The organism is Clostridium sp. AM58-1XD (assembly GCF_003464085.1).
In the GTDB taxonomy this organism is placed as follows: Bacteria; Bacillota; Clostridia; order Lachnospirales; family Lachnospiraceae; genus Lachnoclostridium_A.
Map to the genome: position 1 here is coordinate 1 of NZ_QSDR01000007.1, position 14,824 is coordinate 14,824.

A 14,824-nucleotide genomic window follows, 5' to 3' on the forward strand; every position below is an offset into this window, starting at 1 on the left:
TCTTTGTAAGATCCAAGAACGGACTGAGCCACAATAAGGACGAATACAGCTCGCCGGAAGACTGTGCGGCAGGAGCAGAGGTGCTTTACCACACCATGCTGAAACTGGCCACAGAAAATTAATTAACAGATTAACGACACGTTATAACCTAATAATCCTATAACATACATTTCAAACCTCTTATGAAATATAGAAAACCCGGCGTACCCCCATACGCCGGGTTTTCATTGACTGTTTTATAATTGCAGAACGTCTGCAGCATTACATATCAATTCTATTATAAGGAATCTTCAATTCTTCGAGAATCTGAAGTTCCCGTCTGTGGCATGTGAAAATAATAATCTGTCCTTTATAGGACTTCGAAATCCACTTTAAAGCTGTTTTAAGACGGGCGTCGTCGTACTGAACAAAGCTGTCGTCAAAGATCAGGGGAAGCGGTTCGCCGCCGCCCTGCATAAGCTTTGCAACGGCAAGACGGAGCGCTAAATAAACCTGATCCATTGTACCGCTGGAAACCTGTTCTATGGGAGCCAGCTTTGTTGGCGTATTCATGAAAACATTCAGATTTTCATCGATACTCATACTGTTATAGATACCGCCTGTAATCCCTGAGATCAGATCAGAGGCTGTTTTATTGAGCAACAGACCGAATGAGGAGCGTATGGAGGTGGAAACTTCCATCATCGTTTCAAGTGCCAGATCAACCGCGGCGATCTCATCGCGCAGCCTGTCATTTTCGGTCAGTATATTCTGAAGGGCAGCCGCCTGATCCTTGCAGACGGAAAGGCGTTCCAGCTTTTTCTCCAGTTCCCATTGGGCACGCTGCTGCTTCTCAATCACTTCACTGCAGGACTCCTGTTTCTTTTGCAGCTCCGTAATCTCTTCCATCTGTTCAGCCAGATTTTCTTCGGATTTTCTGAGCGCAGTGCTGAGCCTTGAAAACTCGTCCATTCTGCTTTCCAGGGCCTTTAAAGCTTCGGAAGAGATTGAGCTGTCTCCCAGGTGGCGGGAGAATATCTCTTTCATAAGTCCGGTAGAAAGCTCCAGTTCTTTCTGATACCGCTTTGTCTTCATAACCAGGAAAATACCTGCAATGCCGAAGAAGAAGGCACAGCCGAGCGTGACGGCGGAAAGCACAGGTGCGGTCAGCATGGGAGGCAGATTTCCTTCTATAAGCTGGAATCCCGCCGTATTGCAGAAAACGCAGCCTGCTGCAGAAAGTGCTGTAAGGAAGAAGAAAAGAAATGTAAAAAATGTTCTGGACTTTTTCTCGCAGGCACTCTTTACTTCAGAATATTCATTATATACTTTCCGGGCATTGTTCATATAAGATTCAATAGAAGCCACATCAGTGAACTGGTTATTGGACAGAATCTGATTTCCCCTTGCTATCTTCTGAAGTAGTTCCTCTTTGTCAGCCTGCTTTTTCTCCAGCTCCTCTTTTACCTGAGCCCGCATGGTCTGATAGGAGGAAAGCTGATTTTCAAATTCGGGCGTTGCGATCTCGTGCTCAATACTCTTGATTTCACCGAGAAGAGCGGTAAAGTTTCTGGCGGCCTCTGGGATAATCTGGCTCTCCAGTCCCTTTTTCTGGCTTTTCAAAAAGGCGGAAGCTCTGGTGATGTTAAGTGCCATATTGCCGGATGTGTTGAGGTTGGCAATATAATTTTTCAATTCCGAAGCCATATTGCTGTCGGTGGCGCTTTTCAGCTGCCCAATACTGACCGTATTAATATAAGAAGTCTCCGTAAGCCCGTTCAGAAGCTGGTCAAAAAATAATTTATCGGGAATCTCTTCCCGCCCCAGAGTTTCGTTAATTACATGGAGTGATTTGGAATTTTTATTAAAATTCCGTTCTATGCGGTAAATAAAGCCGTTGCTTTCCACACGCATTCTTCCCTCATAAGCGCTGCCTCCGTCCCATGGCTCATATTTTGTATAAAGATCACTTTTGGAGGCGCGGCCGCGGCTGCGTTCGATTCCAAACAGCATGCCCCGGATAAATGTATGAAGCGTTGACTTTCCGGCTTCATTTTTTCCATAGATAACATTAAGGCCTTTTTGAAAGGGGATCGAGCGTTTGTGGAATTTCCCAAATCCATTTATGTATAAATCAAGTAATCTCATGAACTAGCTCCTTTCGTCCATTGTATGAAGAAGAGCGTTGATGCCGTAATACATGGCCTTCTTTTCCACAGGACTCATATCGTCCTTTTGAAGTGCCTGAATATAAAGGCCGATCATATCGCTGGGGTGTTCGGCGAACAGGGCGCTGAAATCATACTGTGGTTCCGTCTCATCAATGATCTCAACAATTTTCAGCCGCGTTTCCAGTGACTGCAGATCAAAGGATACTTCAGGGTCGCGCATGCCGCGGATTCGGAAGCGGTAAATATGTTCATTGCCCCGTCGCTGTATTTCTTCACTGATGCGCTGTGACAGCTCCATATTTGTCGTCTGGGGCGTAACATCGATTACCAGCGAAATATACTGGGCCTGGGACATTGGTACGAAGGTCAGGGAAGTGAGCTGCTTAGTCAGATAATTGATCTCACCGGCCAGCATGCCGTGAGGGCCACCCTCCGTTTTATCCAGGGGTTCCAGAGAACCGGGGTAAGCCATCTGGGTGCCCTTTATAATTTCCGGCTTATGAATATGTCCAAGGGCAATATAGGAAAAGCCGCTGGCAGCCAGATTCGTTTTGTCAAATGGAAGATGCTTTCCGTCTCCCCCATGCACCATTAGAATATTTGTATGAGTATTGGACGGAGCCTTCAGATCCAGGAGGCGGTTATCCGTAATTTCCGGAGTATGGTAGCTGAAACCAAACACCTCAGTGTTGATATCTTCGAAGTAGACGGAACGGATCTCTTCATCCATGAAAAATGTTACATTCGGGGCCCATGTAAAGCTGAGCAAGGCGGAGCTCCTCCGGATTCTGTCGTGATTGCCGGCAATGATACAGACATGAACGGATGGAATCGTTGAAAAGAGGTAGTTGAGTTCTTTCAGATCCCTGGCCAGGGGCTGGCGGTGGAACAGATCGCCGGAAATAAAAAGGCAGTCTACATCACGGGTTCTGGCTTCTTTTATGACATTGGCAAAGGTATCTTTGATGGCCTGCGCCCGTTCCCAGCTCCAGGATTTATCGCTGTCAGGATTCATGCCCCAGTGGATGTCGGCTATATGAATAAATTTCATAGGTAAACCTCCGTGTATTTGCGAAAGAGAAAGGCTGCCGTGGCCTACGGCAACAAAATTTGCCTTTTGGTGCGGCAGCCTTTAAAAATTAAAGTTCGCAGTTATTTACAGTTCTTGGGAACGGAATGACGTCGCGGATGTTGGACATGCCGGTCAGATACATCACGCAGCGCTCGAATCCAAGACCAAAGCCGGCATGGCGCGCGGAACCGTATTTCCTTAAATCGAGATAGAACTTGTAGTCGTCAACGTTCATTCCAAGTTCTTCCATACGAGCGGCCAGTTTCCCATAATCGTCTTCCCTCTGACTTCCTCCGATGATTTCTCCAATGCCCGGAACGAGACAGTCCATAGCAGCGACTGTTTTTCCATCAGGATTCATCTTCATATAGAAGGCTTTGATTTCTTTTGGATAGTCTGTTACAAACAGAGGTCTCTTGAAGACCTCTTCTGTCAGGTAACGCTCGTGTTCTGTCTGAAGATCACATCCCCAGAATACCTTGAAGTCAAATTTGTCATTATTCTTTTCCAGAATTTCAACAGCCTCTGTATATGTGACATGGCCGAAATCGGAATTTAAAACGCCGTTTAAACGATCCAGCAGGCCCTTATCCACAAACTGATTAAAGAAGGCCATCTCTTCAGGAGCATTCTCAAGGACGTAACGGATGACATACTTGAGCATTCCCTCAGCCAGAGCCATATCATCCTCCAGATCGGCAAAAGCCATCTCCGGCTCGATCATCCAGAATTCTGCGGCATGGCGCGTGGTATTGGAATTCTCAGCCCGGAAGGTAGGACCGAATGTATATACATTGCGGAAGGCCATGGCGTATGTTTCGGCATTCAGCTGCCCGCTTACAGTCAGGCTGGTCAGCTTATTGAAGAAATCTTTGCTGTAATCGATTTTTCCATCTTCCGTTTTAGGAACATTGTTCATGTCCAATGTAGTTACCTGGAACATCTCTCCGGCGCTTCGCAGTCACTTCCTGTGATGAGTGGCGTATGGACATAGACGAAGCCATTTTCCTGAAAATACTGATGAATCGCATAAGCGGCCATGGAACGAATGCGGAAAACTGCCTGGAACGTATTCGTTCTGGCTCTTAAATGAGAAATAGTTCTTAAATACTCGAAGGTGTGGCGCTTTTTCTGAAGCGGATAGTCGGCAGCGGACGGTCCTTCAACGGCGATCTCTGTAGCCTGGATTTCAAAAGGCTGCTTTGCCTGGGGAGTGGCCACGAGAATTCCCTTAACGATAAGGGCGGCGCCGATATTAAGCTTGCTGATCTCACTGAAATTGTCCATCGTGTCATGATAAACAACCTGAAGGGTTTCAAAATAAGACCCGTCATTTAATACGATAAAGCCAAAAGCCTTGGAATCACGAAGGCTTCTTATCCACCCGCCGACCTGGACCTCTTTGTCCAGATAATTTTCGCGGTTTTTATATAATTCTTTAATCGTGACCAGATTCATAACGATTCTCCTTTTTCTCTTGCATTGATTAGAACGCATACTTATCAAGATTATACTGTATTTTACTAAGCTATTCAAGGCTTTCTCCTGAATTTTCCCGCATGATCGATAAATTTTCAACAGCATAATTCGACACGGAAGAAAAGGAGCGGAGTTCATTTTGCATGAAATCCTCTGATTTTAAAGGAATATCCGTACGTGGGGAATAATGTGCGAATTATGTCAGAATATATACAAAAAAGTTTGAAGAAAATGAACTAAATTTGTTCACTATTTATAAAAAGTATGTTATAATATAAACCATAACAAATACAACAGCAAGAGGTGATAGCGTGATTAAGAAAGAGATGATCGCCATGTTATTGGCGGGAGGACAAGGGAGCCGTCTCGGCGTGCTGACTCAGAAAGTAGCGAAGCCAGCGGTATCATTTGGAGGAAAATACAGAATCATTGACTTTCCTCTCAGCAACTGTATCAACTCAGGGGTGGATACAGTTGGCGTTCTGACTCAGTATCAGCCATTGCGTTTAAATACCCATATTGGTATTGGTATTCCGTGGGATTTGGATCGTAATGTGGGTGGCGTAACAGTTTTGCCGCCATATGAAAAGAGCAAGGGCAGCGACTGGTATACAGGCACTGCGAATGCAATTTACCAGAATCTTGAGTACATAGAAAACTATAATCCCGATTATGTGCTGATATTGTCCGGCGACCATATCTATAAGATGGATTATGAAGTAATGCTGGAGTATCACAAGGCGAATAATGCCGATGTTACAATTGCTGCTATGCCGGTTCCGATTGAGGAAGCCAGCAGGTTTGGTATCTTGATTACAGATGACAACAACAGGATCACGGAGTTTGAAGAAAAGCCTGCTCAGCCGAGGAGTAATCTGGCTTCCATGGGTATTTACATATTCAGCTGGCCTGTATTGAAAGAGGCTCTGATCAAGATGTCAGAGGAGCCGGGATGTGATTTCGGGAAACATATTATCCCTTATTGTCATGAAAAGGGCGATCGTATTTTCGCGTACGAATACAACGGATACTGGAAAGATGTAGGTACGCTCGGTTCCTATTGGGAAGCAAATATGGAGCTGATCGACATTATTCCGGAGTTTAATTTATACGAAGAATATTGGAGAATTTATACCAAGAGCGATATTATACCTCCACAGTATATCTCGTCAGAATCCAGCATCGAGAAGAGCATTATAGGTGAAGGCTCTGAGATCAGCGGACAGGTTGTTAATTCCGTCATAGGTGCCGGTGTCATTATACATGAAGGCGCTGTAGTGAAGGATTCCATAATTATGCAGGGAAGTGAGATCGGCGCAGGAGCGATTGTTGAAAAGGCAGTTGTGGCCGAAGAAGTGAAGATCGGCGCGGGAGCCACATCGGCGTGGGTGAATATGCACCTAGCAAATATGATCCTAAGGTATACCAGTTCGATCTGGTGACGATAGGAGAACATACCGTTATTCCGGAAAATGTGCAGATTGGCAAGAACACAGCTATTTCCGGAGTCACCGTTCCAGAAGATTACCCGGATGGCTTACTGGCAAGTGGAGATTACATTATAAAGGCAGGTGGGATACGATGAGAGCAATCGGTATTGTTTTAGCAGGTGGCAACAGCAAGAGAATGAGGGAACTGTCCAATAAAAGAGCGATTACGGCTATGCCTGTAGCAGGCAGCTACCGCAGCATCGACTTTGCATTGAGCAACATGACTAATTCCCATATCCAGAATGTGGCAGTGTTTACGCAGTACAATTCACGTTCGCTGAATGAGCATTTAAGCTCATCCAAGTGGTGGGATTTCGGAAGAAAGCAGGGCGGATTATATGTATTTACCCCTACTATTACTGCCGAAAGCAGCGACTGGTACCGCGGTACTGCTGATGCCCTGTATCAGAACCTGACATTCCTGAAGAACAGCCATGAGCCATATGTTGTAATTGCAGCAGGCGATGGTATCTACAAGCTGGATTACAATAAGGTTCTGGAGTATCATATTGAGAAGAAAGCAGATATTACTGTCGTATGCAAGGACATGCCTGAAGGAGAAGATGTGACACGCTTCGGACTTGTCAAGACAAATGACGACGGACGTATCGTAGAATTTGAAGAGAAGCCGATGGTGGCCAGTTCCAATACCATATCCTGTGGCATTTATGTTATCCGCAGACGCCAGCTGATCGAACTGATTGAGCGCTGTGCAGCAGAAGACAGATATGACTTCGTGCAGGATATTCTGATTCGCTACAGAAACCTGAAGAGAATCTATGCTTACAAGCTGGATGGATACTGGAGCAATATCGCTTCTGTAGAAGCTTACTATAAGACGAATATGGATTTCCTTAAGCCTGAAGTCAGAAATTATTTCTTCAAGCAGTACCCGGATATCTATACAAAAATTGATGACCTTCCGCCAGCAAAGTACAATCCTGGCGCATCTGTGAAAAACAGCCTTATTTCCAGCGGATGTATCCTGAACGGTATAGTAGAGAATTCAATTCTGTTTAAGAAAGCTTATATCGGAAATAACTGTGTAATCAAAAATTCAATTATACTTAATGACGTTTACATCGGTGACAACACTGTCATTGAAAACTGCATCGTAGAGAGCCGCGACACGATTCGGGCAAATACAACCCATATTGGCACACCGGACAATATAAAGATCGTCATTGAAAAGAATGAGAGATATACATTATAGTCCGGCGGTATGACAGGAGATAAAGACATTCTATTGTGACAGCAGTGCATACATCATTATGACAAAAAGGGGTGTTTACATATGCAGATAACAGATGTAAGAGTGAGAAAGATTGAAAAAGAAGGAAAAATGAAGGCCATTGTATCCATAACACTGGATAACGAGTTTGTAATCCATGACATTAAGGTAATCGAGGGAGAAAAGGGATTATTTATCGCAATGCCAAGCCGCAAAGCGGCAGATGGGGAATACCGTGATATCGCACATCCGATTAATTCCAATACCAGAGATATGATTCAAAGTGTAATATTGGCTAAGTATGAAACGACCGCACTGGAAGCTCCAGAAGAGCAGGTTTTCGCTTAATACTTTCGGAATGGCAAAGTGGTCATTTTCTAACTGCTCAGAAAATGACCACTTTTTATAATTTCTTAGAGATGTTGTACAAATTCTTTATTGCCCGCAGGCTGGTCCCTAAAAGGAAAAATGCCTGGCAGCAGAGTGAATAACAGTTACGCGCAGGAAAAGTGTGAAAGAGCGTAATAAAAATGCATAAAAGCTGCAAAATAAAGAATAAGGCAGTGAAAGGGGGACATATATGGCTCAGGAAGAATTAAGAATATTGAGAAAAGCACTGGATGAAAGTAAATATACGGTAGTGCTTGGCGGTTCCGGTCTCTTGGAAGAGAGCGGTTACCTGGTGCTTAAAAATCCGGATAAGGCATATGATATCGAACGAAAGTATGGTGTTTCACCGGAGTATATCTATTCCAGCGCCTATTTTAATACAAGGACAGATCAGTTTTTTGAATTCTATAAGAATGAAATGATTAATGTAGATTTAGAACCAAATGAGTCAGATAAGGCGCTGGCTGCCATGGAGGCGGCAGGAAAGCTCCAATGTATGATCACCAGCAATATTTTTGAGCTTCCTCAGCGTGGAGGAGTTAAAAACGTGATTAATCTCCACGGCAGTGTATATCATAATGTATGCCCGCACTGCAGGAAAGAGTATCCTCTGGAGTATATGAGAGCGGCAAAAAGAGTACCACACTGCGATAAATGCAACTCCGTTATCCGTCCTATGGTTTCCCTTTTTGGTGAAATGGTTGACAGTCAGGTCATGACGAAGACGACGGAAGAAATCGAAAAGGCAGAAGTGCTTCTGCTTTTGGGAACGAGCATGGAATCACGGGTATTTAAAAATTATATCCGCTATTTTAACGGCAAAACGCTTGCGATCATCCATAAAGAGCCTCATTATTCGGATCGAAAGGCGGATATTATTATTTATGGCACGCCGAGGGAGATACTGCCGCAGCTGGGATATTGAGATCAGTTTTCAGACAAAGAAGCGGTCGTGATTGAATGGCCAAGAGGTGAGTAACGGGTGGGGATTTTCCGGGATAAAGGAAGTTCCTGCCCATTCTTTATGATCGTTCAGAAAAAAGGATACGGACAGAAATAAAAAATTGCATATGGAGGAAAAACGAGATGCTAAAAGAACTTGTAATGCAGTGCAGATCATACAGACGGTTTTATGAAGACGTGAAAATTCCAAATGAAGTTTTGAGAGGCCTTATCGATTTAACGAGGTTTACAGCCTCTGCGGCAAATGCACAGGCGCTGAAATTCAGAATTATTGATTCGGAAGACGAAAAAGAAAAAATCTTTCCGCTGATCGGCTGGGCAGGAGCGCTTCCGGAGTGGGATGGACCGGAAAAAGGAGAGCGGCCGGCTGCGTACATACTGATCTGCTGTGATCTGGAAAAAGGGAAAAATAAAATGACCGATGATGGGATTGTGGCTCAGACAATCATGCTTGGAGCAGTTGAAAATGGGTTTGGAGGCTGCATGATTGCTAACTTTAAGAGAGCAGAAACAGCAGAGGCTCTTGGAATTGACAGGAATCAATTCTCTCCGGACCTGCTTCTGGCTCTTGGAAAACCAAAAGAGCATGTGGTCATTGTCCCGGTTGGAGAAGACGGAAGTATGAAGTATTACCGGGATCAAGAACAGGTACATTATGTTCCGAAGAGAAAGCTGGAAGATATTTTAATGTAAAAATGAATTGACAAATGGCGAGATTTTTTTATAATAGAACACAGAGTGCGACAGACCGCACGAAGGGGTACACCACCACGGGTGTAACTTCTCTTCGTGCGGTCTTTTTTACTTTCCAGGAAAAACCTTGTTATTATAAAGTGTTAAAGTATCTAATTTCCTGTAAAGTAAAAAACTTTCCGGGAGAGCCCTTGTTCTTCTTTCGTTGGAAAGAGCTCCCAGGAAAAGCGTTCGTACGTACTGTAAAATAGAAAGATATGAAAATATGGCAGCAGAATCTGAGGACAGGAGGTGCGGTGATGATTTGTGTAAATGGAGAAAATCTGGAATGCCGGACGGAGATTACATTAAAAGAATTTCTGACGGACCGGGGATTTATTATTGCACGCGTTGCTGTTGAGCGCAACGGTGAGATCATTCCTAAGGCAGTTTATGATAAAACCATTCTAAAGGATGGAGATAAACTGGAAATTGTTAATTTCGTAGGGGGAGGCTGATCGATCATGAACGGAGGAATTCCATCCAGAGAAGAATTTGCAAGGATCATGGACAGCCGGTTTTCCAGTGAAGTTTATGAGAAAATGAAAGCCGGCCGGGTGGGAATTGCCGGACTTGGAGGCCTGGGCTCCCATATTGCGGTGATGCTTGCAAGAAGCGGTATTGGCTATCTTCACCTCGTGGATTTTGATACGGTGGATCTGAGCAATTTAAACCGCCAGGAGTACAGGGTGGCACACCTGGGAAGGCCGAAAACAGAAGCCCTGAAAGAACAGCTGCTGGAGATCAATCCTTATCTTGAAATCACATGTGATTGTGTGAAAATAACCGAAGAGAATGCGGCAGCAATTTTTAGAGGGGATGATATTATCTGCGAAGCTTTCGATCAACCGGAGAATAAAGCGATGCTTGTGGAAGCAGTTCTTTCAGGATGTCCGGACAAAAAGCTGGTGACAGGGTCGGGAATGGCTGGATTTGAAAGCGGAAATACCATAAAGACAAGAAAAGTAATGAAGAACTGGTATATGTGCGGCGATGAAAAAACAGATATTGCCGACGGCACAGGCCTTATGGCGGCCCGGGTCAGTATCTGCGCAGGCCACGAGGCCAATATGGTGATACGCCTTCTTCAGGGTATTGAAGAGCCATAGATGGAGAACGCAGAGTGCGGAAACTGCAGAATACAAAAACTGCAGAATACGGAAACTGCGGGGAAAGATTTGCCGTAGTAAGACGAAAAACAGCCAGATATAAATAAAGAGAGAACGAAATTGAAAGAACAAATGAAACAATGATATTAAAAATAAGACAGAGAGGAAATGCTATGAACAGAGAAGACAAATTAATTATTGGGGGACATGAATTTACATCAAGATTTATTTTAGGTTCCGGTAAATACAATTTCAGCCTGATTGAAGCTGCGATCAACCATGCAGGAGCTCAGATCATTACCCTGGCCCTGCGCCGCGCGGATGGCGGACAGAATATTCTGGATTACATACCAAAGGATGTTACGCTGCTTCCGAACACATCAGGTTCTGCGACAGCAGAGGAGGCAATCCGCACCGCAAGGCTGGCGAGAGAAGTAGGCTGTGGTGATTTTGTTAAACTGGAAGTCATTCGCGACAGGAAATATCTCCTTCCGGACAATCAGGAGACGATAAAGGCGACAGAAATTCTCGCAAAAGAGGGCTTTATCGTCATGCCTTACATGTACCCGGACCTAAATGCGGCCCATGACCTTGCAAACGCTGGCGCCGCTGCAATCATGCCTCTTGCGGCGCCGATCGGATCCAATAAAGGGCTCTGCACGAAAGAATTTATACAGATTCTGATTGATGAAATTGATCTTCCGATTATTGTGGATGCCGGAATCGGCCGTCCGTCCCAGGCCTGCGAAGTCATGGAAATGGGCGCCGCCGCAGTTATGGCAAATACGGGTATCGCAACGGCTGGTGATATTCCCGCCATGGCGGAAGCATTTAAGGATGCAATTAATGCGGGAAGAAAGGCTTACTTAGCCGGACTCGGAAGAGTGCTGGACAGAGGCGGAGCCGCTTCTTCTCCTGTCACCGGTATATCCAAATAAGTAACCGGACAAGGAGCGTATATGACAGCAGAGAAGTGTACTCAGGTTATTGCAGTAACAAACAGAAAACTATGTACCAGGCCGTTTCTGGAGCAGATAAAGAGAGCGGCAGAACAGAAACCACATGCCATGATCCTGAGGGAAAAGGACCTGACGGAAGGGGAATATGAAGAACTGGCAGAAAAAGTGATGGAAATATGTAAAAACCAGGGCGTAGACTGCATTCTCCACACGTATATGGATGCCGCCAGGCGCCTTGGATGCAGAAAGATTCATCTGCCGCTGTGGCTTTTCGAGCAAAAGAAGTCGGAGAATCTGCAGTTTGCAAATGAGTACGGATTTGAGGCTATAGGAGTATCCACCCATAGTCTGAAAGACGCGGTGCTGGCCGAAGAACTGGGCGCTTCTTATATTACGGCCGGCCATATATTTGTGACTGACTGTAAAAAAGGCCTGGAACCAAGGGGACTTGATTTTTTGAAAGAAGTTTGTGAAGGCGTGAATATACCTGTTTATGCGATCGGAGGCATTCATCCATATAACCAGGAAGCGCCAATACGTGCGGGGGCGGCCGGTGTGTGTATGATGTCGGAATTTATGAAACTGTAAAATACGGCTGATAACAGATTACACAGTGAACTGATGGGAACATGCTTTTAGATAAAATGCTACGAAAGGATGCGCAGAGAGATGTTTTTTTCTCTGCAGCGTCCTTTTTTTGCCTTGAAACAGCTGTCAATCAATGATACACTAAATTCTGAGATACCAGAGTCAAAATACCTTTTGACCTCAACATCAAGTCTGAATGTAGACTGTGGTCAGAGCAGAAATGGAAAGAGTATATATGGACGGATTTCAGAGTACAGAATGTTTATATAAAATTGTAGATGACAATGTGGTGATTACCGCATGCCGCAGCTTTGACAGTGCGGCATGGATTCCGGAAACAATTGAAGGTTATCCGGTAACAGAGCTGGCTCCCTATGCTTTTTCTGCGGAACGCAGAACAGAGCCGGAGGGAACATGGACGGTTAACGGGGAAATGTACAGAGGAGATGAAAAAGAGTTGCCGCCGCTTTTGGAAGGGCTCAGGCTGAAAGAACTGCATCTGCCGTCCAGTATGAAAAAAATAGGTCCCTATGCATTTTATAACTGTGAAAAATGGGAGAAGTTTTCCTCTATGGGAGTCTCAGGGACTTCGGTGCCGGAGCATTTACCGGCTGTAAGAAGGTGAATTTTATAGACTTGACGATGGAGCCTGGGGTGAAATCCGGGCTGAAGGATATCCTTTCCGAACTTCGGCAGGAACTTAGAGTGGATTACAGGCTGCAGGTAAACGGGGAAAGCTATCTGGCGGCAAAACTGATTTTCCCCCAGTTTTATGAAGAAGCGGTGGAAAATACGCCGGCCAGGATCATTTCCAGCAGGACACATGGAAGCGGCCATTTCTACAGGTACAGTTTTGACGGGAAGGAAATTAAGTTTCGGGATTATGATTCGCAGTTTCATAATATGGTGCTGCTGGACAGGGAGACGCTGTGCGCGGAAATGGCATTAAACCGTATGCGCTATCCATATGGTCTTTCCAGGGAACATCAGGAACAATATCAGGAATATATAAACGAACATAATGTGACGGCGGCCGGTCTGGCACTTAAAGCACACGATATGGAGCTTTTGAAATGGGTGTTAAGCTGCGCTGATTTCAGCCGTGAAGATCTGGAACGGTCGGTCGAGGCGGCAGACAGGTGTGGAAATACAGAAGGTTTAAGCTTTCTGATGGACTACCGCCATGAACATTTTAAGCCAAGGCGCAAGACCTTTGAGCTATAGATTTGAGCTATGGAAAAGGAAGGAAAATGATATGATAGATCCGACGAGGCACAGGCAGCTGCAGGAGCTGAACCTGGTAAATGTCTGTACGGAAATCCTGTATAATTCCAGAAATGAGCTATATATGAATATGAGGTTTCTGGACATATCTTTAAGCAGCCTGCAGTTCACAGCGGATACAGGCTGCCGCGGAATGGGGACGGACGGATTTGTGATTTATTATCATCCGGAGTACCTTTGTGACTTATATAAAAAGAGCAGGATTCTGGTAAACAGGTCCTACCTTCATCTCGTGCTTCACTGCCTGTTCTGCCACCTGGATACGAGGGGGAAACGGGCTCCGGAATACTGGAATCTGGCATGCGATATCGCCATGGAATCCATAATAGACAGTATGTATCAGAAATGCATTTACATCGCTCCCAATCCATACCGGCGTGACATCTATCTCAGGCTGAGGAAGGAACTGAAGGTGCTTACGGCGGAAGGTGTTTATAAGGTCCTGCAGAAGTGGGAGATGGAAGAGCCCAGGTTTAATCGTATGGCGGCTGAGTTCTGCATCGATGACCATAAATACTGGTATCAGAAGGACTCCGGACAGAAGTCCCAGCCCAGAAAGAATAAATGGGACAATAACCGGGAGAAGATGCAGACGGAAATGGAGACATTTGCGAACAAGGCTTCCGATGACAGCGGAGACCTGATCGAGCAGGTGCGTATTGAAAACAGAGAACGATATGACTATAAGAAGTTTTTACGCAAATTCGCCGTTCTGAAAGAAGAAGTACAGGTAGATCCGGACTCTTTTGACTATGTATTCTATACCTACGGCCTGGAGCTATACGGAAATATGCCTCTGATTGAGCCGCAGGAGACTAGAGAAATGTACCGGGTGGAAGACTTTGTCATCGTGATCGATACGTCCATGTCCTGTTCCGGTGATCTGGTCAGGCGCTTCCTGGAAGAAACATATTCCGTTCTTGCGGAATCGGAGAGTTATTTCAGAAAAATAAATATTCATATCATTCAGTGTGATGATAAAGTTCAGGATGATCATATCATTACAAGCCAGGAGGATATGGATGAATACATGGAAAATTTTACAATCATGGGCCATGGAGGAACTGATTTCAGGCCGGCCTTTGAATACGTGAACAGCCTGGTGCTGCAGCAGCGGTTTCATAAGCTGCGCGGCCTGATTTATTTTACAGACGGAGAAGGGATATTTCCGGTAAAGAAGCCTGTTTATGAAACAGCTTTTGTGTTTATTAAAGATAATTATACGGATTTGTCTGTGCCGCCATGGGCCATTAAACTGATCCTGGAGCCAGGTGATCTGGCCAGACAGGAGGAGGAAGAGCTGACAGACGACTGGGGCGGACAGGTTATCCTTACAGAAGGCGGAGAGCGGGAAATGTGACAGTGAAATATTTCCGT

The 14,824-nt window shown here is 45.0% G+C and carries 13 protein-coding genes and 2 pseudogenes; 12 read left to right on the forward strand and 3 right to left on the reverse strand.

Features of this window, described 5'->3' with window-relative positions; translation table 11 throughout:
* Positions 1 to 261: 261 nt before the first annotated feature.
* From DXA13_RS05440 to asnS, 3 genes and pseudogenes are all read right to left on the reverse strand, one after another.
* Entirely contained in the window at positions 262 to 2,127 is a 1,866-nt protein-coding gene (locus DXA13_RS05440; protein WP_118242281.1) for an AAA family ATPase, read from the reverse strand.
* A gap of 3 nt (positions 2,128 to 2,130) precedes the next feature.
* A complete protein-coding gene (locus DXA13_RS05445; RefSeq protein WP_118242282.1) occupies positions 2,131 to 3,201 on the reverse strand; it encodes a DNA repair exonuclease in 1,071 nt (356 codons plus the stop codon).
* Between the two features lie 88 nt (positions 3,202 to 3,289).
* Positions 3,290 to 4,680 (reverse strand): annotated as a pseudogene (gene asnS, locus DXA13_RS05450) (asparagine--tRNA ligase).
* A gap of 332 nt (positions 4,681 to 5,012) precedes the next feature.
* Here asnS and DXA13_RS05455 point away from each other — a divergent pair.
* The 12 genes and pseudogenes from DXA13_RS05455 (at position 5,013) to DXA13_RS05510 (ending at position 14,807) form a co-directional block, all read left to right on the forward strand.
* Positions 5,013 to 6,286, forward strand: a pseudogene (locus tag DXA13_RS05455) (glucose-1-phosphate adenylyltransferase).
* Entirely contained in the window at positions 6,283 to 7,404 is a 1,122-nt protein-coding gene (glgD, locus tag DXA13_RS05460) for a glucose-1-phosphate adenylyltransferase subunit GlgD (RefSeq protein ID WP_118242283.1), read from the forward strand. Before DXA13_RS05455 ends, glgD begins: the two are co-directional and overlap by 4 nt.
* 81 nt (positions 7,405 to 7,485) lie before the next feature.
* On the forward strand, positions 7,486 to 7,770 hold the full coding sequence (gene spoVG / locus DXA13_RS05465) for a septation regulator SpoVG (RefSeq protein ID WP_118242284.1): 285 nt from the start codon (positions 7,486 to 7,488) through the stop codon (positions 7,768 to 7,770).
* A gap of 232 nt (positions 7,771 to 8,002) precedes the next feature.
* The gene (locus DXA13_RS05470) at positions 8,003 to 8,737 is read left to right on the forward strand and encodes a Sir2 family NAD-dependent protein deacetylase (protein ID WP_118242285.1); all 735 of its coding nucleotides are present in this window, start codon (positions 8,003 to 8,005) and stop codon (positions 8,735 to 8,737) included.
* Between the two features lie 161 nt (positions 8,738 to 8,898).
* Entirely contained in the window at positions 8,899 to 9,468 is a 570-nt protein-coding gene (locus tag DXA13_RS05475) for a nitroreductase family protein (RefSeq protein WP_118242286.1), read from the forward strand.
* Positions 9,469 to 9,767: 299 nt separating this feature from the next.
* The gene (gene thiS, locus DXA13_RS05480; RefSeq protein ID WP_118242287.1) at positions 9,768 to 9,965 is read left to right on the forward strand and encodes a sulfur carrier protein ThiS; all 198 of its coding nucleotides are present in this window, start codon (positions 9,768 to 9,770) and stop codon (positions 9,963 to 9,965) included.
* Positions 9,966 to 9,971: 6 nt separating this feature from the next.
* Positions 9,972 to 10,616 carry a sulfur carrier protein ThiS adenylyltransferase ThiF gene (thiF, locus tag DXA13_RS05485; RefSeq protein WP_118242288.1) on the forward strand — a complete coding sequence of 215 codons (645 nt, stop codon included), beginning with the start codon at positions 9,972 to 9,974 and terminating at the stop codon, positions 10,614 to 10,616.
* Positions 10,617 to 10,789: 173 nt separating this feature from the next.
* The gene (locus DXA13_RS05490; RefSeq protein WP_118242289.1) at positions 10,790 to 11,554 is read left to right on the forward strand and encodes a thiazole synthase; all 765 of its coding nucleotides are present in this window, start codon (positions 10,790 to 10,792) and stop codon (positions 11,552 to 11,554) included.
* 21 nt (positions 11,555 to 11,575) lie between these two features.
* On the forward strand, positions 11,576 to 12,163 hold the full coding sequence (locus DXA13_RS05495; protein ID WP_118242290.1) for a thiamine phosphate synthase: 588 nt from the start codon (positions 11,576 to 11,578) through the stop codon (positions 12,161 to 12,163).
* A 220-nt stretch (positions 12,164 to 12,383) separates the two neighbouring features.
* A complete protein-coding gene (locus DXA13_RS05500) occupies positions 12,384 to 12,788 on the forward strand; it encodes a hypothetical protein (RefSeq protein WP_118242291.1) in 405 nt (134 codons plus the stop codon).
* Positions 12,785 to 13,387, forward strand: coding sequence for a hypothetical protein (locus tag DXA13_RS05505; protein WP_147347991.1), 603 nt, complete (start codon positions 12,785 to 12,787; stop codon positions 13,385 to 13,387). Before DXA13_RS05500 ends, DXA13_RS05505 begins: the two co-directional genes overlap by 4 nt.
* Before the next feature lie 31 nt (positions 13,388 to 13,418).
* Positions 13,419 to 14,807, forward strand: a complete 1,389-nt coding sequence (locus DXA13_RS05510) for a VWA-like domain-containing protein (protein WP_118242293.1) — start codon at positions 13,419 to 13,421, stop codon at positions 14,805 to 14,807.
* Positions 14,808 to 14,824 lie beyond the last annotated feature (17 nt).